Origin of the sequence: Agromyces sp. NPDC056389 (assembly GCF_042262385.1) — a bacterium.
GTDB lineage: Bacteria > Actinomycetota > Actinomycetes > Actinomycetales > Microbacteriaceae > Agromyces.
This window is the reverse complement of sequence record NZ_JBHJPN010000001.1, coordinates 963,416-979,380: the sequence shown is the minus strand read 5'-3', so window position 1 is coordinate 979,380 and position 15,965 is coordinate 963,416. Positions and strand designations below refer to the sequence as shown.

Sequence of the window (15,965 nt, the reverse complement as noted above, 5' to 3'; positions counted from 1 at the left end):
GAGGCGGTGCTCGGGATCCGAGCCGTTCTCCCGCCGTTCGGCAGTTCGTTTCCGCGTATGACGGGCGCTCGGGACATCCGCTCGCCTGCGGCGTATCGTGGCCGCAACGAACCCCGAGGAGCCCTCATGTCGCACCGTGAACCGCAGACCCGCACCGAGCCGCACGCCGGCACGGTCATGGGCATGCGCGGTTGCGAGGCGGCTGCGACGTGCAGCAGCGATCGGCCCGGTCATCGGCTGCACGCGATGCAGGAGCGACTCGCCGGCGCGACGGCGAGCAAGTGGATCGACGCGATCGTCGTCGAGAGCGACGACGACGGGTTCGCGACCGTCGCCGAGTTCGCGAGCGGGCGGCTGCGCCGCGTGTGGCACCACGACGCCTTCGACGGCGTGCTGGTCGTCGGCGCGCCGGTCGCCGTGCACGACGTCTACGGTGTGCTCGCGCACGGCGGTCGCCGGTTCAGCGTCGCGACGGCCTGATCAGGCCCAGCGGTCTCGGCAGGTTGGGCGCGCCGATCGGGCTCAGGTCGTCGGCATCGCCCCGCTCATCGAGCCCATCATCTTCTCCATCGCCATGACGGCTTGATCGCACGCCATCGCGCAGAGCCGGCACTGCTCGCTCATGTCGGCGTGCGACATGCACTCGGCCGAGCAGGCGCGCGCCATCATGACGGTCGACTGCATCATCGACATCATCACCTGCATGTCCCAGCCGTGCATGCGCAGCATCATGCGCATCATCGTGCTGCACATGTCGGCGCAGTTCGCACAGAGACTCGAACACCGGCCCATGCCGGCGGCGGCGTCGGAGTCGGCGCACATCACGCAGGCCTGCATGCAGGCCGACAAGGCCTCCATGGTCTCCTGCATCATCGCCGGATCCATGCCCTGCATCGGCATCTCCGACGACGACATCGCGCCCTTCATCATGTCCATCGTCATGTTCATCGGCTCGACCCGCCGTCCTGGGCGCTGAGCGTCGACGATGCCGGCGGATGACTCGGCGACCCTGTTCGCAGCCATGCTACGCCCGCCCGTCACGGCCGAGAAGGGGTGCGCGTTTCGATCGCGTGAACGATTCCGTGGGGCCTTCGCCGAGTCGCAGGAGGAGCCCGGTGACACGCCGCGCCTCGCCGGCGTGGCGAGCGAGACGTCCTGCGACTCGGTGAGTTCAGGTGCGTCGGGTGAGAGCCGGGGACAGCGAAGGGCGGATGCCACGCGGCATCCGCCCTTCGGTCGCTCGGGATCAGGCGTCGATGTCGACGTCCTTCGTCTCCTTCGAGACGAGCAGGGCGATGAGCGTGAGCACCGCCATGGCCGACAGGTAGATGCCGACCCAGAACGGGCTGCCGCCACCGGCCTGCCAGAGCGCCACCGCGATGAACGGGGCCACGGCCGCACCGAGGATCGACGACACGTTGTACGAGATGCCCGAGCCCGTGTAGCGCACGTTCGTCGGGAACAGCTCGGGCAGGAGCGCGCCCATCGGGCCGAACGTCATGCCCATGAGCGAGAAGCCCACGACGAGCCAGAGCATGACGCCCCAGAAGCCGGCGCCGAGGAGCGGCACCCAGACGAGGCCGAACACGATGATGCCGAGCGTGACCCAGATGAGCGTCTTGCGGCGGCCCCATCGGTCGGCCCAGGGGCCGGAGAGCAGCGTGAACACGCCGAAGAACACGACACCGCCGATGAGCATCAGCACGAAGGTGTTGTACGAGTAGCCGAGTCCTGGCAGTGCGCCCTCGGCGGGCTCGACCGCAGCGCGACCGTAGCTCAGCGAGAACGTGGTCATCAGGTAGAAGAGCACGTAGGTCGCCAGCATGAAGAACGTGCCGAGGATGAGCTGCTTCCAGTGGTGCTTGAAGACCTCGCCGAGGGGGAGCTTCTTGAGCTTGCCCTCCTTCGACGCCTTCGAGAACGCGGTCGACTCGACGAGGCGCAGGCGCACCCAGAGGCCGACGATCACCATGACGACCGAGAACAGGAACGGGATGCGCCAGCCCCAGTCGAGGAAGGCCTGCGACGGCATCGTCGGATCGTCGGACGGCAGCACCGCCGCGATGATCAGGAAGAGGCCGTTCGCGATGATGAACCCGATGGGGGCGCCGAGCTGCGGGAACGTGCCGTACCAGGCGCGCTTGCCCTTCGGCGCGTTCTCGGTCGCCACGAGCGCGGCGCCCGACCACTCGCCGCCGAGCGCGAAGCCCTGAGCGATGCGCAGGACGACGAGGAGGAGCGGTGCGAGCCAGCCCACCATCGCGTACGTCGGCAGCAGGCCGATGAGGAAGGTCGCGATGCCCATCGTGAGCAGCGCGCCGACGAGGGTGGCCTTGCGTCCGTGCTTGTCGCCGAGGTGGCCGAAGATGACCGCGCCGAGCGGGCGAGCGACCATCGCGGCGCCGAAGACGGCGAACGAGGCGAGCAGCGCCGTGGTCGGGTCGCCGGTCGGGAAGAAGAGGTGCGGGAAGACCAGCACGGCAGCGGTCGCGTAGACGTAGAAGTCGTAGAACTCGATCGTCGTGCCGATGAGGCTCGCGAGGATGACGCGGCTACGCGGATTCGCGGGGGTTGCGGGGGCGGCCGTGGCCGCGGTTGAGGTGGACATCGTCTGCGAGGACTCCAAGGGGTGATCGATGCGCCCGTCTCCGGGCACGTCGGTCGGGCGTCGAGCGGAGTCGGTGGGGTGGAATCGTCGCTTGTGGCAACCGCACTAGCCTACGCCTCGATCGTTGACGATCCCCCAGATCGAGGGGCCGACGTGCGACGAACGGTGGTATCGGCGCGATGAACGGCGCTCGCCGGCCGAGCGGGATGGATCGAACGACGGATGCCGCGGCATCCGCCTCGTCGTTAGGCTGAGCCCATGGATACCCTGATCAGCATTCTGCACGTCGCCGGCGCCGTCTTCATCGTCGGCCCGATGGCGATCCTCCCGATGACCGCGATGCGGGCGGTGCGCGCCGGCAACGGGGCGCAGGTCGCTGTCCTCGCGAAGTCCACGACGATCTTCGCGTGGCTGTCGCTGCTCGTCTTCGTGTTCGGCTTCGGTGCGATGAGCATGGCGCCCGAGGAGTTCGACCTGTCGATCACGACCCCGTGGATCCTCTGGTCGATCATCCTCTACATCATCGCCTTCGCCCTGACGCTCTTCGTCGTCGTGCCGTCGATGAAGAAGGCCGCAGCGGCGCTCGGCGCCGATGGCGCAGGCGCCGCGGCAGGCGCCGACGCGCCGAAGGCGAGCTACCCCGCGATCGCAGCGGGCAGCGGCATCTCGTCGCTGCTCCTCGTCGCGGTCGTCGTGCTGATGGTCTGGAAGCCGTAGCCTCAGCTCACTTCAGCGCCCCTTCGGCGCCCGCTGCGCCACACGACGCGGAGCAGCGGCCGCCGAAGTGGCGCAGCGGCCCGCCTACGATCAGCCCGCGAGCCCGCGCAGTGCGCGAACCGTCGCGACAGCGGCCTCGGCCGCCTCGCGACCCTTGTCCTCCTTCGAGCCGGGCAGGCCGGCGCGGTCGAGCCCCTGCTGCTCGTCGTCGAGGGTGAGCAGGCCGAAGCCGACGGGCTTGCCGGTGTCGAGCGCGACTCGCGTGAGCCCGTCGGTCGCCGCCGCCGAGACGTACTCGAAGTGCGGGGTGCCGCCGCGGATGATCACGCCGAGCGCCACGACCGCGTCGGCTCCGGCGTCGAGGGCGGCCTTCGCGACGACCGGCAGCTCGAAGCTGCCGGGCACGCGAACGAGCGAGAAGTCGGCGCCGGATGCCTCGAGCGTGCGCGTCGCCCCGGCGATCAGGCCGTTCGTGATCTCGTCGTGCCAGCTGCCGGCGACGATCGTCACCGTCAGGCCGCGTCCGTCGACGTCGAGTGCGGGGGATCCTGCTCCGCTCATGATGGGTGTCCTTCCAGGAGGGTTTCGGCTGCGCCGTCGGTGAGTTGCCGGTCGTCGATCGCGTGCCCCATGCGGTGCCGCTTGGTGTCGAGGTAGCCGGTGTTGCCGGTGCCGACGCCGACGACGAGCGGCAGCCGCTCGCTCACCGTGATGCCGTGCGCCTCGAGCTGTCGCACCTTCTCGGGGTTGTTGGTCAGCAGCCGCACCCGATCGACGCCGAGGTCGGTGAGGATCGCGGTCGCCGCGCTGTAGTCGCGCGCGTCGATCGGCAGCCCGAGCGCGAGGTTCGCGTCGAGCGTGTCGAGGCCGTCCTCCTGCAGGCGGTAGGCCCTGAGCTTGTTGATGAGGCCGATGCCGCGCCCCTCGTGGCCGCGGAGGTAGATGACGACCCCGCCGTCCTCCTGGATGGTCTCGAGCGCGGCGTCGAGCTGCGGTCCGCACTCGCACTTGAGCGAGCCGAACGCCTCGCCCGTGAGGCACTCGGAGTGCACGCGCACGATCGCGCCGTCGGTCGCGGCAGCGGGGTCGCCCGCGATGATCGCGACGTGGTCGGCGCCCGTGGCGCGGTCGCGATAGGCACGCACGCGGAACTCGCCGTGCTCGGTCGGCAGTGCCGTCTCGACCTCGAAGTCGACCGACGAGCTCTCGGGCACCGCTTGGGCCGGAGGAGTCGCTGCGAGGTCGTGGCCCGCATGGTGCTGTTCGAGCCAGTCGATGAGCGCCGCGACCGTCGTGACGGGCAGTCCCTCGCGCTCGCCGAGCTCGATGAGACCGGGCAGGCGCATCATCTCGCCGTCGTCGGCGATGATCTCGCCGATGACGCCGACGGGCGCGAGGCCCGCGAGCCGCATGAGGTCGACCGCCGCCTCGGTGTGCCCCGCCCGCTCTCGAACGCCGCCGTCGACCGCGCGGAGCGGGATGACGTGGCCGGGCCGGATGAGCCGGTCGGGGGTCGACGTGCGATCGGCGAGCACGCGCAGCGTGTGGGCGCGATCGGAGGCCGAGATGCCCGTCGATGTGCGATCGGCGGCGTCGACCGAGATCGTGTAGGCCGTGCCGCGCGCGTCTTCGCTGCGCTCGGTCATGAGCGGCAGCGCGAGGCGGTCGGCGAGCTCGTTGGGCATCGGTGCGCAGAGGTATCCGCTCGTGTTGCGCACCATCCAGGCGATCCACTCCTGCGTCGCGAACTCGGCCGCCATGATGGCGTCGCCCTCGTTCTCGCGGGCCTCGTCGTCGGCGACGATCACGGGCTTCCCGGCACGGAGGGCCTCGAGCACCTCGGGCATCGTTGCGAGGCTCATGCCGCGCCTCCGTTCGTCGGCTGCGGTTCGGAGAACGGCGTCGCCTGGAACCCGATGACCGAGCTCGCGCGCGTCTCGGGCTCGCCCGCCCAGCGCGCATCGAAGCGGAGCATGCGGGCCACCTGCCGCGCGACGATGTCGGTCTCGATGTTCACCCGGTCGCCGATCGCGCGCTCGCCGAGCGTCGTCGCGGTGAGCGTCTCGGGGATGAGGGAGACCTCGAACCACGAGCCGCCGGGCTCGTCGCCGACGGCGCTGACGGTGAGCGAGACGCCGTCGACCGCGATCGAGCCCTTGTCGACGACGAGCGGGGCGTGCTCGGGGTCGAGCGAGAAGCGCACGACCCGCCAGGCCTCGCCCGGGCGGATCTCGAGCACCTCCGCTGTGCCGTCGATGTGGCCCTGCACGATGTGTCCGCCGAGGCGGTCGCCCACTCGGGCTGCTCGTTCGAGGTTCACGGCGAGCCCCTCGCGCACGGCGTCGAGGGTCGACATCGCGAGCGTCTGGGCCATGACGTCGGCCGTGAAGCGCTCGGCGTCGAACTCGACGACGGTCAGGCACACGCCCGACACGGCGATCGAGTCTCCGTGCTGCACGCCTTCGACGGCGAGCGGGCCTCGCACCGTGAGCCGCGCGGCGTCGGCGGTGCGCTCGACGCGCTCGACCGTGCCGAGCTCCTCGATGATTCCGGTGAACATGTCAGTTCCCTTCCGTGGGCTTGGGTCTGGCGACGAGCAGCACGTCGTCGCCGAGCCGTTCGATGACGGCGAAGTCGAAGCGGAGCGCCGCGTCGATCGATGGGACGCCGAGCTCGCCGAGGGCGAGGCGCGGACCCCCGATGAGCGCAGGCGCGAGGTAGACCAGGAGTTCGTCGACGAGGCCGGCCGCGATGAAGGCGCTCGCGAGCGTCGGGCCGCCCTCGATGAAGAGCGAGCGGATGCCGCGGCGCGCCAGCTCGGCGAGGTCGGCGTGCAGGTCGGTGCCTTCGAAGAACAGGGGCGCGTGGGGGTGGCGGGTGATCGCGGCATCCGACGGCGTCGCCCGGCGCCCGAAGACGACCGGCACCGGCTGGGCGTCGAAGAACTCGCCGCCCGGTGCTCGCGCGGTGAGCGACGGGTCGTCGGCGAACACGGTGCCGGTCCCGACGGCGATCGCGTCGGCGGCCGAGCGGCGGCGGTGCACGTCGGCGCGCGCTTCGGCCCCGGTGATCCACTGGCTCGTGCCATCGGCTGCCGCGGCACGGCCGTCGAGGCTCGACGCCCACTTCACGGTGACATGGGGTCGGTGGTTGCGGGCCGCGAAGAGCCAGTCGTCGAGCATGGCCTCGACCTCGTCGCCGAGCACGCCCGCGGTGACCGCGATCCCGGCGGCTCGCAGCGTCTCGGCGCCGCCGGAGGAGTGCTCGCCGGGGTCGCCGACGGCGTACACGACACGGCCGATGCCGGCATCGATCAGGGCGACGGCGCACGGGCCGGTGTGTCCGGTGTGGTTGCAGGGTTCGAGGGTCACGACCGCGGTCGCGCCCCGCGCCGCGTCGGGCTCGAGTTTCGAGAGCGCGTCGACCTCGGCGTGCGCGGTTCCTGCGCCGCGGTGCCAGCCCTCGGCGACGATCTCGCCCGCGGGGGAGAGGATGACGCAGCCGACCCGCGGGTTCACGCCCCGCGCCGGGCCGCGAACGGCGAGTTCGAGCGCACGGCGCATCGCCGCGGCATCCGCTGCCTGCTGCTCTTCCGCACTCATCCGTGATCCTGTCTCAGGGCTCCGGGGTGCTGGGCGGCGCCGACGCTCGTCGACGACCTACGCCGGCGGCGCGAAAGCGCTGCCGACACGTGCCCCTCCCATCCGGACTTTCACCGTCGGTACCGGAATTCCACCGGTTCGACCACGGGTGCGGGGCCTCTCGACCTCGCGCTCGCAGTTCGCGGACTGTCACCGCCGGTTCGGACTTACACCGACCCCGGAGCACGTTTCTGTCTTCGATTCTAGGTCAACGCCTGGGGCGCCCGGCTATTCCCGGACTTCGGGCGACTCGACGAGCGCTCGCGCGGTGCCCTCGTCGACGATGAGGTCGGTGATGAGTCCAGCGGCGAGCGCGCCGCGGAGGCTCGCGAGCTTGGCCCGGCCCGAGACCACGCAGATGCGGCGGGGTGCGCGCCGCAGCACGGCGAAATCGGGGCCGGTCGCGCGCTCGTTCAGCGAGATGCCGTCGGTCGAGCCGTCGGCGCGGTAGAACACCGTCGCGACGTCGCCGACGGCGCCCTCGCGGGAGAGGCCCTCGTAGTCGGCCCGCTCGAGGTAACCGCCCTGGTAGACGTGGCTCGGCACCTCGGCGAACGGGGAGCCGACGCCGAAGAGCGCGACGTCCATGCGCTCCTGAAGGTCGAGGAGGCGCCGCGTGCTGCGTTCACGCCAGAACGCGCGGCGCGTCTCGGGGTCGTCGAAGAAGGCGGGCACGGGGAACTGCTGCACGCGGGCACCGAACGCGTCGCCGAAGCGCCGCAGCAGTTCGCTCGCGTAGACGATGCCGGTGGTGCGGCCGTTGCCGGCGCCGTTGAGCTGCACGACCTCCGAGTTGTGGGTGGCCTTCGGCACGAGGTGCCGGCTCATCGCGCTCATCGTCGAGCCCCACGCGATGCCGATCGTCTGGTTCGAGTCGACGAATCGTCCGAGAATTCGTGCAGCCGAGAGGGCGACGCGGTCGAGTCGGTCGACGTCGCTCGCGTGGTCGGGCACCGGGATGACGTGCGCGCCGACCGCGAAGCGCTCGAGGATCTCCTGCTCGATGCGGCTCGGAAGGTCGAGCGGGGAGTGGATCGAGATCTCGACGAGGCCGCTGGCCCTGGCATGGCTCAACAGGCGCGAGACCGAGGATCGCGAGGTGTGCAGCTCGTGCGCGATGGCATCCATCGTGAGGTCCTGCATGTAGTAGAGGTGGGCCGCGCGCAGTGCGTCGCGGGTCTTCCCGGGCACCGCCTCGGTGCCGTCCTCGACGGGAATCGTCGCCTGCTCATTCATCCTGGCCATCCTTGCACGTTTGTTCACCCGGCTTGCAAGTTCGTTCCGCCGTGTTCACGATGTATTCATCCACACCAGGCATGCTCGTGCAAGCCGCCGTTCCACACCCCGAGAGGACAGCGATGTCTCCGCAGCAGACGATCCCCACCACGCCCCGCCCCGGTTCCGGCGGCGAGCGAGCGGATGTCGCGGCCATCCGAACCCGGCCGAAGGCCTCCGTGCTCGTGATCGGCGCCGGCATCAACGGCATCGCGACCTTCCGCGACCTCGCCCTGCAGGGTGTCGACGTCGTGCTCGTCGAGCGCGGCGACTTCGTCTCCGGGGCGTCGGCCGCCTCGTCGCACATGATCCACGGCGGCATCCGCTACCTCGAGAACGGCGAGTTCCGCCTCGTGAAGGAGTCGGTGACCGAGCGCAACGCGCTCATCCGCATCGCGCCGCACTACGTGAAGCCGCTCGAGACGACGGTGCCGATCTTCTCGACCTTCTCCGGCATCCTGTCGGCGCCGCTGCGCTTCCTCACCCACAAGTCGGGCAAGCCCACCGAACGCGGCGCCGCCCTCATCAAGACCGGTCTCACGATCTACGACGCCTTCTCGCGCGATGGCGGCTCCGTTCCGCGCCACCGCTTCCACGGTCGCAAGCGCTCGCTCGCCGAGCTGCCGGCCCTGAACTCCGGCATCAAGTACACGGCGACTTACTACGACGCGAGCATGCACGACCCCGAGCGCCTCGCACTGGACGTGCTCTTCGACGGCCTCGCCGCAGGCGACGCCCGTGCAGCGAACTACCTCGAGGCCGTCGGCATGGGCGCAGAGGGCGTGCGCCTGCGCGACACCCTGACCGGCGCGGAGTTCGACGTCGCCGCCGACGTGGTGGTGAACACCTCGGGGCCGTGGACCGACCTCACGAACGAGGAGCTCGGCCGCCCGACCTCCTTCATGGGTGGCACCAAGGGCTCGCACATCGTGCTCGACAACGACGAGCTCCTTTCGGCCACCGGCGGCCGCGAGATCTTCTTCGAGCACGAGGACGGCCGCATCGTGTTGATCTACCCGTTGAAGGGCAAGGTCATGGTCGGCACGACCGACCTCGAACACGACATGCGGGAGCCCGCCGTGTGCACCGAGGCCGAGGTCGACTACTTCTTCGAGCTCATCGCGCACGTTTTCCCAGCGGTGCCCGTCGACCGCTCGCAGATCGTCTACCGCTTCTCGGGCGTGCGCCCGCTGCCGCGTCACGACGACGAGGCCCCGGGTTTCGTCTCCCGCGACTACCGCATCGAGCGGGCGGATGTCCCCGAGCGCCCGGGCACCACGCTGCTGAGCCTCGTCGGCGGCAAGTGGACCACCTTCCGCGCCCTCGCCGAGCACCTCTCGGACGAGGTGCTGGCCCTCCTCGGACGTGACCGCACCCGCTCGACGGCGGGCCTCGCGATCGGCGGCGGCGCCGGCTACCCGACGACCGACGACGCGCGTCGCGTCTGGACCGTCACCCACGGCGACGAGGTCGGCCGCCCCCGCGCCGAGGAACTGCTCGAGCGCTACGGCACCCGCGCCGAGGCGTTCATCGCCTCGAGCGAGGGGGAGCGCGACGAGCCACTCGCCCACCACGCGGGGTACAGCCGGCGCGAGATCGCCTGGCTCGCCCGCACCGAGCGGGTCGTGCACCTCTCCGACATCGTGCTGCGCCGCACGAGCATCGCGTTCACCGGTGCGCTCACCGCACCCCTCCTCGACGAGCTGGCCGAGGTCGTCGGCGCGGAGCTGGGCTGGGACTTCGAGCGTCGCGCCGTCGAGATGGCGACCACGAGGGAGTTGCTCGCCGAGCGTCACGGGGTCGAGCTGGAGGCATCCGCCACCCTCGTCTGAGTCGCGCGCAATCTGCACGGATGTGCACCGGAATCCGCACGATTCGGGCTGAAACGCCCGATAGCTTCGACGGAGCCTCCCGGTCGACGGTCGACACGGTGGCCGGCACCACACCTCAAGAAAGAAGGTCAACGTGGACAATCTCGGAATCGTCTTCCTGTCCGAACTCGTCGGTACGGCGATGCTCGTGCTCCTCGGCTGCGGCGTCGTCGCGAACGTCATCCTCGCCAAGACGAAGGGCTTCGGCGGCGGCACGCTCATGATCAACTTCGGCTGGGGCCTCGCGGTCTTCGCCGGCGTCATCGTGTCGTACGCCTCGGGGGCGCACTTGAACCCGGCCGTGACGGTCGGCCTCGTCGCCAACGGCGCGACCGAGTTCGGCAACGCTGCAGCGGGCATCGAGGTGCCCGTCGGCGTCGTGTCGGTGCTGACGTACATCGGCGCCCAGATGATCGGTGCCTTCCTCGGCGCGGTCGCCTGCTGGCTCGCGTACAAGCAGCACTTCGACGCCGAGCCCGAGGCCGGCGCCAAGCTCGGCGTCTTCTCGACCGGCCCCGCTATCCGCTCCTACGGCTGGAACCTCGTCACCGAGTTCATCGCCACGTTCGTGCTCGTCTTCGTCGTGATCGGCTTCGGCGGCGGACGACAGGGCGACGGCGGACTCGCGGCGCTCGGCGCGCTGCCCGTAGCGCTCCTCGTGATCGGCATCGGCGCCTCGCTCGGCGGCCCGACCGGCTACGCGATCAACCCGGCCCGTGACCTCGGCCCGCGCATCGCGCACGCCATCCTCCCCATCGAGGGCAAGGGCGGCAGCGACTGGTCGTACTCGTGGGTGCCCGTCGTCGGTCCGCTGCTCGGTGGCGTCGCGGCAGGCTGGGCGGCGATCCCGCTGCTCCCGCTGCTCGGCTGACCCGCACCCCCAACCCCCACCTCACCCATTCGTTTCACTGACAGCAACGGAGTTCTCAGATGGCCGACTACATTCTCGCGATCGACCAGGGCACGACCTCGTCGCGCGCGATCATCTTCGACAAGGCCGGATCGATCATCTCGACCGGGCAGCTCGAGCACGAGCAGATCTTCCCGAAGGCGGGCTGGGTCGAGCACGACCCCGCCGAGATCTGGCGCAACACCGGCGAGGTGATCGGCCAGGCCCTCGGCAAGGTCAACCTGACCCGGCACGACATCGCCGCCGTGGGCATCACGAACCAGCGCGAGACCGCGGTGGTGTGGGACAAGACCACCGGTGAGCCGGTGTACAACGCGATCGTCTGGCAGGACACGCGTACGCAGCCGATCGTCGACCGGCTCGCGGCCGGCGGCGGCGTGGAGCGGTTCAAGCAGCAGGTCGGCCTGCCGCTGGCGACCTACTTCTCGGGCACGAAGATCGTCTGGATCCTCGAGAACGTGCCCGGTGCACGTGAGAAGGCCGAGGCCGGCGATCTGCTGTTCGGCACGACCGACACCTGGGTGCTGTGGAACCTCACTGGCGGCGTCGACGGGGGCGTGCACGCGACCGACGTCACGAACGCCAGCCGCACGATGTTCATGGACCTCGAGACCCTCGCCTGGGACGACGACATCCTCGCCGCGTTCGGCGTGCCGAAGTCGATGCTCCCCGAGATCAAGTCCTCCTCCGAGGTCTACGGCATCGCGAACGAGCACTCGCTGCTTCGCGGGACCCCCATCTCGGGCATCCTCGGCGACCAGCAGGCCGCGACGTTCGGCCAGGCCGCGTTCGAGACCGGCGAGGCGAAGAACACCTACGGCACGGGCAACTTCCTGATCTTCAACACGGGCGAGGAGATCGTCCACTCGAAGAACGGGCTGCTCACGACCGTCGGCTTCAAGCTCGGCGACGAGCCCGTGCACTACGCGCTCGAGGGCTCGATCGCGGTCACGGGATCACTCATCCAGTGGCTCCGCGACAACCTCGGCCTCATCTCCTCGGCCGCCGAGGTCGAAGAGCTCGCCAAGTCGGTGGAGGACAACGGCGGCGCGTACTTCGTGCCGGCGTTCTCGGGCCTGTTCGCACCGTACTGGCGTCCCGACGCCCGCGGCGCGCTCGTCGGCCTCACGCGCTTCGTCAACAAGGGCCACATCGCCCGCGCAGCCCTCGAAGCCATCGCCTTCCAGACGCGCGATGTCATCGAGGCCGTGAACGCCGACGCAGGAGTGGATCTGACCGAGCTCCGCGTCGACGGCGGCGCCACCGCCAACGACACGCTGCTGCAGTTCCAGGCCGACATCCTCGGGGTGCCGGTCGTGCGTCCCGTCGTCGCGGAGACCACCGCGCTCGGCGCGGCCTACGCGGCCGGCCTCGCGGTCGGCTTCTGGTCGAGCCTCGACGAGCTGCGGGCCAACTGGCAGGAGGACAAGCGCTGGACCCCGTCGATGGACGAAGCCGAGCGTGCACGCCTCGACCGCAACTGGAAGAAGGCCGTCACGAAGACCCTCGACTGGGTCGACGAAGACGTCGTCTGATCGTCGGCCGTGTGTCTGCGAGCTGGGAGCGCGCAGACACACGGCTTGTGATGACGGTTCGATCGACCGTGCCGAAGTACGGTTGACGAGCGGGGCCGGGCGCATGGGGGTGCGCCCGGCCCTTCTCATGTCCGCTGCTCATATCCCCGATCCCGCGCCGTCGTGGCGCTGACGAGGCGACCGTGGTCAGTCGGCGAGGAACGGTTCGAGCAGGCTCGGCAGCTGGGCGAGCGAGGCGATCTCGAGCACTCCGGATGCCACGGCGCTCGGCGTCTGCGCATCGCCGGTGCGATTCAGCCAGACGCCGATGAGTCCGGCCTCGGCGGCGCCGATCGCGTCGGTCTCGAGGCGATCGCCGATGTACGCGGCTCTGCCGGCGGGTGCCTCGAGGCCGAATCGCTCGAGCGCGATGCGGAAGATCTCGGCATCGGGCTTCGTCACCCCGACGTCGCCCGATGCGACGACGTACTCGAATCGATCGCCGATGCCGAGCCGCTCGAGCTTGGCGAGCTGGAAGTCGAGCTCGCCGTTGGTGATGATGCCGAACCGGGCACCGGGCAGCGCCCGGGCGAGCGCATCAAGCGCCGGAAGCGCGTCGTCGTGCAGCGCCCACGATTCGCGGTAGCGCTCGAAGTAGCGATCGAACCAGGCGCCCGCTGCGAGGTCGTCGAGCTCGTCGCCGTGGGCGACGGCGAAGTCTCGCGCACGCGCCCTGCGCTGCCCCTCGAACGTCAGCCGGCCCGCGAGATAGGAGTGGTAGTGCTCCTCTTCGAGGTCGTGCCAGAGGTCGGATGCCGCGGCGGCCTCGCCGTCGTATGCCAACTCCTGCATGTGCAGCGCGATGCCGGCGCGTACCGCGGCGCGGTGGGCCATGAGCGTGTCGTCGAGGTCGAACAGCACGACCGGTGCGGAGGTGTGCGAGCCGGCAGGATCGCTCATGTCGTCTCCCCGAGGATCGGCTCCCACGTGGCGAACGCGCCGGGTTCCATCTCGGCGCGGCGCTCGGCATGCCACGCGGCGAGCGGGCTCCCGTCGCGCCCGGGCACGGTCGCGATCTTCGGGGTGGTGCGCCGGAATCCCGCTGCACGCGCGACATGCGCCGAGGCGAGATTGCCCTCGTTCGCCCGCCAGAGCATCGCCCCGTCGCCGGCGATCGCACCGCCGAACGCCCAGTCGCAGACGGCGTTCACGGCTTCGGCCATGAGCGCCTCGCCCCGATGCTCAGCACCGAGCCAGTAGCCGATCTCGTGGTTCCGCCGGAGGCCGACGACGCCGAGCAGCGGTGCGCCGTCGGCGCGCCGGATGGCCCACGTCAGCTCGTCGCCGGATGCCCACGCCGCCGGTACATACTCCGTGAGGAATGCTCGCGCATGTTCCACGGTGTACGGCCAGGGCGTCGTGAGGTACTTGAGGAAGAGGGGGTCGGCGCAGTAGTGCGCCACGAGCTCGATGTCGGTCTCGACGGGGAGGTCGAGCACCAGTCGTTCGGTGCGGAGCACGACGGGGAGCATGGTCAGCGCGCGCGCCGGAGGAAGCCCACGCGGTCGTAGACCGTTGCAAGCGTGGCCTCGGCGACCCCGCTCGCCCGGTCGGCGTTGACGCCGAGCAGGCGGTCGAGTTCGGCCGGGTCGTCGAGCAGTTCGAGGGCCCGTGACCGGATCGGCTCGAACGCGCCCACGACGACCTCGGCGAGCGCCTTCTTGAAGTCTCCGTAGCCGCGGCCCGCGAACTCCTGTTCGATGTCGACGATGGTGCGGCCCGACAGCACGGAGAAGATCGTGAGCAGGTTCGAGACGCCCGGCTTGTGCTCGCGGTCGAAGCGCACCTCGCCGTCGGTGTCGGTCACGGCGCGCATGATCTTCTTCGCGGTGACCGCGGGCTCGTCGAGCAGCCACAGGATGCCGGCCGGGGTCTCGCCCGACTTCGACATCTTCGACGTGGGGTTCTGCAGGTCGTAGATGCGTGCCGTCTCGCGCTGGATGACCGGCTCGGGCAGCACGAAGGTGTCGGCGCCGAACCGCGCATTGAACCTCGCAGCAAGGTCACGGGTCAGCTCGACGTGCTGCTTCTGGTCGTCGCCGACGGGCACGACCTCGGTCTGGTACAGCAGGATGTCGGCGGCCATCAGCACGGGGTACGCGAAGAGTCCGACGCTCGTGGCGTCGGCACCCTGCTTCTGCGACTTGTCCTTGAACTGCGTCATGCGCCCGGCTTCGCCGAAGCCCGTGATGGTGTTCAGCACCCATGCGAGCTCGGCGTGGGCTGGAACGTGCGACTGCACGTAGAGCGTCGAGCTCGAGGGGTCGATGCCGGCGGCGATGTACTGGGCGGCCGTGCGGCGGGTCTTCTCGCGAAGTTCCGCCGGGTCTTGGGCCACGGTGATGGCGTGCATGTCGACGACCGAGAAGAAGGCGTCGTGCGTGGACTGCAGCTCCTTCCACTGGAGGAGGGCGCCGATGTAGTTGCCGGCGTGGAGCGAGTCGGCCGAGGGCTGCATGCCCGAATAGAGGCGGGGCTTCTGCGTCATGGGGAGTTCCTTCGAAGTGTGCGGCCGCGATGCGGCAGGTCAGATGGCGTAGTCGACGACCACGGGAGCGTGGTCGGACCATCGCGTGTCCCAGGAATCGGCCCGATCGATCACGTACGAGACGGCGGTCTCGGCGAGCGCGGGAGTCGCGAGCTGGTAGTCGATGCGCCATCCGGTGTCGGTGTCGAAGGCCTTGCCGCGCTGCGACCACCACGTGTACGGGCCGTCGACCTCGCCGGCGAAGCGGCGGCCGAGGTCGATCCAGCCGAGACCGGCGCCTGCGTTGTAGTCGTCGTCGCCCTCGGCGCCGACGAAGCGGTCGAAGTAGGCACGCTCTTCGGGCAGGAACCCGGCGCGCTTCACGTTGCCCTTCCAGTTCTTGATGTCGAGGGTGCGGTGGCCGACATTGAGGTCGCCAACGATCACGGCGAGCTCGGAGTGCTCGGCGAGCCGCGGCATCCGCTCGACCATCGCGTCGAGGAACTTGTACTTCTCGACCTGCTTCGGAGTGTCGACCACGCCGGAGTGCACGTACGCCGACACGACGGTGACGATGCGGTCGCCGACCTCGTAGTCGGCTTCGAGCCAGCGGCCCGCGCTGTCGAAATCGGTCGCGCCGAGCTCGACCCGGTGGATGCTCGCACGGTTGCGGCTCGCGATCGCGACCCCGGCGCGACCCTTGGCGGTGGCCGGGTCGTGCAGGATGTCCCACTCGTCGCCGAGGAGGCCCTGCAGGTCTTCGGTGGAGGCGCGCACCTCTTGCATGGCGAGGATGTCGACGTCTCTCGCGGCGAGCCATTCGCCCATGCCCTTGCGGAATGCTGCGCGCACTCCGTTGACGTTGACGCTGGCCAGACGGAGGGGCTTCGCTGAGGGCATGG

General features: G+C 70.0%; 16 protein-coding genes and 1 riboswitch. Of the genes, 5 read left to right on the top strand and 11 right to left on the bottom strand.

Annotation, left to right across the window (positions count from 1 at the left end; genetic code table 11):
* The first annotated feature begins 126 nt into the window (after window positions 1-126).
* On the top strand, window positions 127-480 hold the full coding sequence (locus ACFCVM_RS04540) for a hypothetical protein (protein WP_375834398.1): 354 nt from the start codon (window positions 127-129) through the stop codon (window positions 478-480).
* Window positions 481-522: 42 nt separating this feature from the next.
* On the opposite strand, the gene ACFCVM_RS04535 is transcribed toward ACFCVM_RS04540, so the two are convergent.
* Together ACFCVM_RS04535 and ACFCVM_RS04530 are read right to left on the bottom strand one after the other, a co-directional pair.
* Window positions 523-930, bottom strand: a complete 408-nt coding sequence (locus ACFCVM_RS04535) for a hypothetical protein (RefSeq protein ID WP_375834396.1) — start codon at window positions 928-930, stop codon at window positions 523-525.
* A gap of 316 nt (window positions 931-1,246) precedes the next feature.
* Window positions 1,247-2,608, bottom strand: a complete 1,362-nt coding sequence (locus ACFCVM_RS04530) for an MFS transporter (RefSeq protein ID WP_375834393.1) — start codon at window positions 2,606-2,608, stop codon at window positions 1,247-1,249.
* A gap of 258 nt (window positions 2,609-2,866) precedes the next feature.
* Here ACFCVM_RS04530 and ACFCVM_RS04525 point away from each other — a divergent pair, with 258 nt between their 5' ends.
* Entirely contained in the window at window positions 2,867-3,325 is a 459-nt protein-coding gene (locus ACFCVM_RS04525; protein WP_375834390.1) for a DUF2269 family protein, read from the top strand.
* A gap of 90 nt (window positions 3,326-3,415) precedes the next feature.
* Here ACFCVM_RS04525 and ribH read toward each other — a convergent pair whose 3' ends face one another.
* From ribH to ACFCVM_RS04500, 5 genes are all read right to left on the bottom strand, one after another.
* A complete protein-coding gene (gene ribH, locus ACFCVM_RS04520) occupies window positions 3,416-3,886 on the bottom strand; it encodes a 6,7-dimethyl-8-ribityllumazine synthase (RefSeq protein ID WP_375834388.1) in 471 nt (156 codons plus the stop codon).
* Window positions 3,883-5,187 carry a GTP cyclohydrolase II gene (ribA, locus tag ACFCVM_RS04515; RefSeq protein WP_375834385.1) on the bottom strand — a complete coding sequence of 435 codons (1,305 nt, stop codon included), beginning with the start codon at window positions 5,185-5,187 and terminating at the stop codon, window positions 3,883-3,885. The genes ribH and ribA overlap by 4 nt, the downstream gene beginning before the upstream one ends.
* Window positions 5,184-5,885: a riboflavin synthase gene (locus tag ACFCVM_RS04510; RefSeq protein WP_375834382.1), complete on the bottom strand. Its 702-nt coding sequence runs from the start codon at window positions 5,883-5,885 to the stop codon at window positions 5,184-5,186. The genes ribA and ACFCVM_RS04510 overlap by 4 nt, the downstream gene beginning before the upstream one ends.
* 1 nt (window position 5,886) lies before the next feature.
* Complete coding sequence (gene ribD / locus ACFCVM_RS04505; protein WP_375834380.1) at window positions 5,887-6,927, bottom strand: bifunctional diaminohydroxyphosphoribosylaminopyrimidine deaminase/5-amino-6-(5-phosphoribosylamino)uracil reductase RibD; 1,041 nt, start codon at window positions 6,925-6,927, stop codon at window positions 5,887-5,889.
* Window positions 6,928-7,013: 86 nt separating this feature from the next.
* Window positions 7,014-7,156, bottom strand: a riboswitch (FMN riboswitch).
* Between the two features lie 38 nt (window positions 7,157-7,194).
* Window positions 7,195-8,202, bottom strand: coding sequence for a sugar-binding transcriptional regulator (locus tag ACFCVM_RS04500; protein ID WP_375834377.1), 1,008 nt, complete (start codon window positions 8,200-8,202; stop codon window positions 7,195-7,197).
* Window positions 8,203-8,324: 122 nt separating this feature from the next.
* Between ACFCVM_RS04500 and ACFCVM_RS04495 the strand changes: the two genes are divergently transcribed.
* The 3 genes from ACFCVM_RS04495 to glpK all read left to right on the top strand — a co-directional run bounded on the left by ACFCVM_RS04495 (window position 8,325) and on the right by glpK (window position 12,557).
* Entirely contained in the window at window positions 8,325-10,073 is a 1,749-nt protein-coding gene (locus tag ACFCVM_RS04495; RefSeq protein WP_375834374.1) for an FAD-dependent oxidoreductase, read from the top strand.
* Between the two features lie 181 nt (window positions 10,074-10,254).
* Window positions 10,255-10,983, top strand: coding sequence for an MIP/aquaporin family protein (locus ACFCVM_RS04490; RefSeq protein WP_375836652.1), 729 nt, complete (start codon window positions 10,255-10,257; stop codon window positions 10,981-10,983).
* A 59-nt stretch (window positions 10,984-11,042) separates the two neighbouring features.
* The gene (glpK, locus tag ACFCVM_RS04485; RefSeq protein ID WP_375834371.1) at window positions 11,043-12,557 is read left to right on the top strand and encodes a glycerol kinase GlpK; all 1,515 of its coding nucleotides are present in this window, start codon (window positions 11,043-11,045) and stop codon (window positions 12,555-12,557) included.
* Between the two features lie 186 nt (window positions 12,558-12,743).
* On the opposite strand, the gene ACFCVM_RS04480 is transcribed toward glpK, so the two are convergent.
* From ACFCVM_RS04480 to ACFCVM_RS04465, 4 genes are read right to left on the bottom strand one after another with little or no spacing between them, the layout of a single operon-like run.
* Window positions 12,744-13,496, bottom strand: a complete 753-nt coding sequence (locus ACFCVM_RS04480) for an HAD family hydrolase (protein ID WP_375834369.1) — start codon at window positions 13,494-13,496, stop codon at window positions 12,744-12,746.
* Entirely contained in the window at window positions 13,493-14,056 is a 564-nt protein-coding gene (locus tag ACFCVM_RS04475; protein WP_375834365.1) for a GNAT family N-acetyltransferase, read from the bottom strand. Before ACFCVM_RS04475 ends, ACFCVM_RS04480 begins: the two co-directional genes overlap by 4 nt.
* Before the next feature lie 14 nt (window positions 14,057-14,070).
* Complete coding sequence (gene trpS, locus ACFCVM_RS04470) at window positions 14,071-15,084, bottom strand: tryptophan--tRNA ligase (protein ID WP_375834362.1); 1,014 nt, start codon at window positions 15,082-15,084, stop codon at window positions 14,071-14,073.
* 39 nt (window positions 15,085-15,123) lie between these two features.
* Window positions 15,124-15,963 (bottom strand): exodeoxyribonuclease III, encoded by an 840-nt coding sequence (locus ACFCVM_RS04465; RefSeq protein WP_375834360.1) that lies wholly within the window; start codon window positions 15,961-15,963, stop codon window positions 15,124-15,126.
* Between the last annotated feature and the right edge of the window lie 2 nt (window positions 15,964-15,965).

Bases quoted from the DNA above. Each gene is read 5' to 3' on its own strand.
- ribH (WP_375834388.1), bottom strand. From the start codon at position 3,886: ATGAGCGGAGCAGGATCCCCCGCACTCGACGTCGACGGACGCGGCCTG.
- trpS (WP_375834362.1), bottom strand. From the start codon at position 15,084: ATGACGCAGAAGCCCCGCCTCTATTCGGGCATGCAGCCCTCGGCCGAC.
- ACFCVM_RS04535 (WP_375834396.1), bottom strand. From the start codon at position 930: ATGATGAAGGGCGCGATGTCGTCGTCGGAGATGCCGATGCAGGGCATG.
- ACFCVM_RS04480 (WP_375834369.1), bottom strand. From the start codon at position 13,496: ATGAGCGATCCTGCCGGCTCGCACACCTCCGCACCGGTCGTGCTGTTC.
- ACFCVM_RS04510 (WP_375834382.1), bottom strand. From the start codon at position 5,885: ATGTTCACCGGAATCATCGAGGAGCTCGGCACGGTCGAGCGCGTCGAG.
- ACFCVM_RS04465 (WP_375834360.1), bottom strand. From the start codon at position 15,963: ATGCCCTCAGCGAAGCCCCTCCGTCTGGCCAGCGTCAACGTCAACGGA.
- ACFCVM_RS04540 (WP_375834398.1), top strand. From the start codon at position 127: ATGTCGCACCGTGAACCGCAGACCCGCACCGAGCCGCACGCCGGCACG.
- ribD (WP_375834380.1), bottom strand. From the start codon at position 6,927: ATGAGTGCGGAAGAGCAGCAGGCAGCGGATGCCGCGGCGATGCGCCGT.
- glpK (WP_375834371.1), top strand. From the start codon at position 11,043: ATGGCCGACTACATTCTCGCGATCGACCAGGGCACGACCTCGTCGCGC.
- ACFCVM_RS04490 (WP_375836652.1), top strand. From the start codon at position 10,255: ATGCTCGTGCTCCTCGGCTGCGGCGTCGTCGCGAACGTCATCCTCGCC.
- ribA (WP_375834385.1), bottom strand. From the start codon at position 5,187: ATGAGCCTCGCAACGATGCCCGAGGTGCTCGAGGCCCTCCGTGCCGGG.
- ACFCVM_RS04530 (WP_375834393.1), bottom strand. From the start codon at position 2,608: ATGTCCACCTCAACCGCGGCCACGGCCGCCCCCGCAACCCCCGCGAAT.
- ACFCVM_RS04495 (WP_375834374.1), top strand. From the start codon at position 8,325: ATGTCTCCGCAGCAGACGATCCCCACCACGCCCCGCCCCGGTTCCGGC.
- ACFCVM_RS04500 (WP_375834377.1), bottom strand. From the start codon at position 8,202: ATGAATGAGCAGGCGACGATTCCCGTCGAGGACGGCACCGAGGCGGTG.
- ACFCVM_RS04525 (WP_375834390.1), top strand. From the start codon at position 2,867: ATGGATACCCTGATCAGCATTCTGCACGTCGCCGGCGCCGTCTTCATC.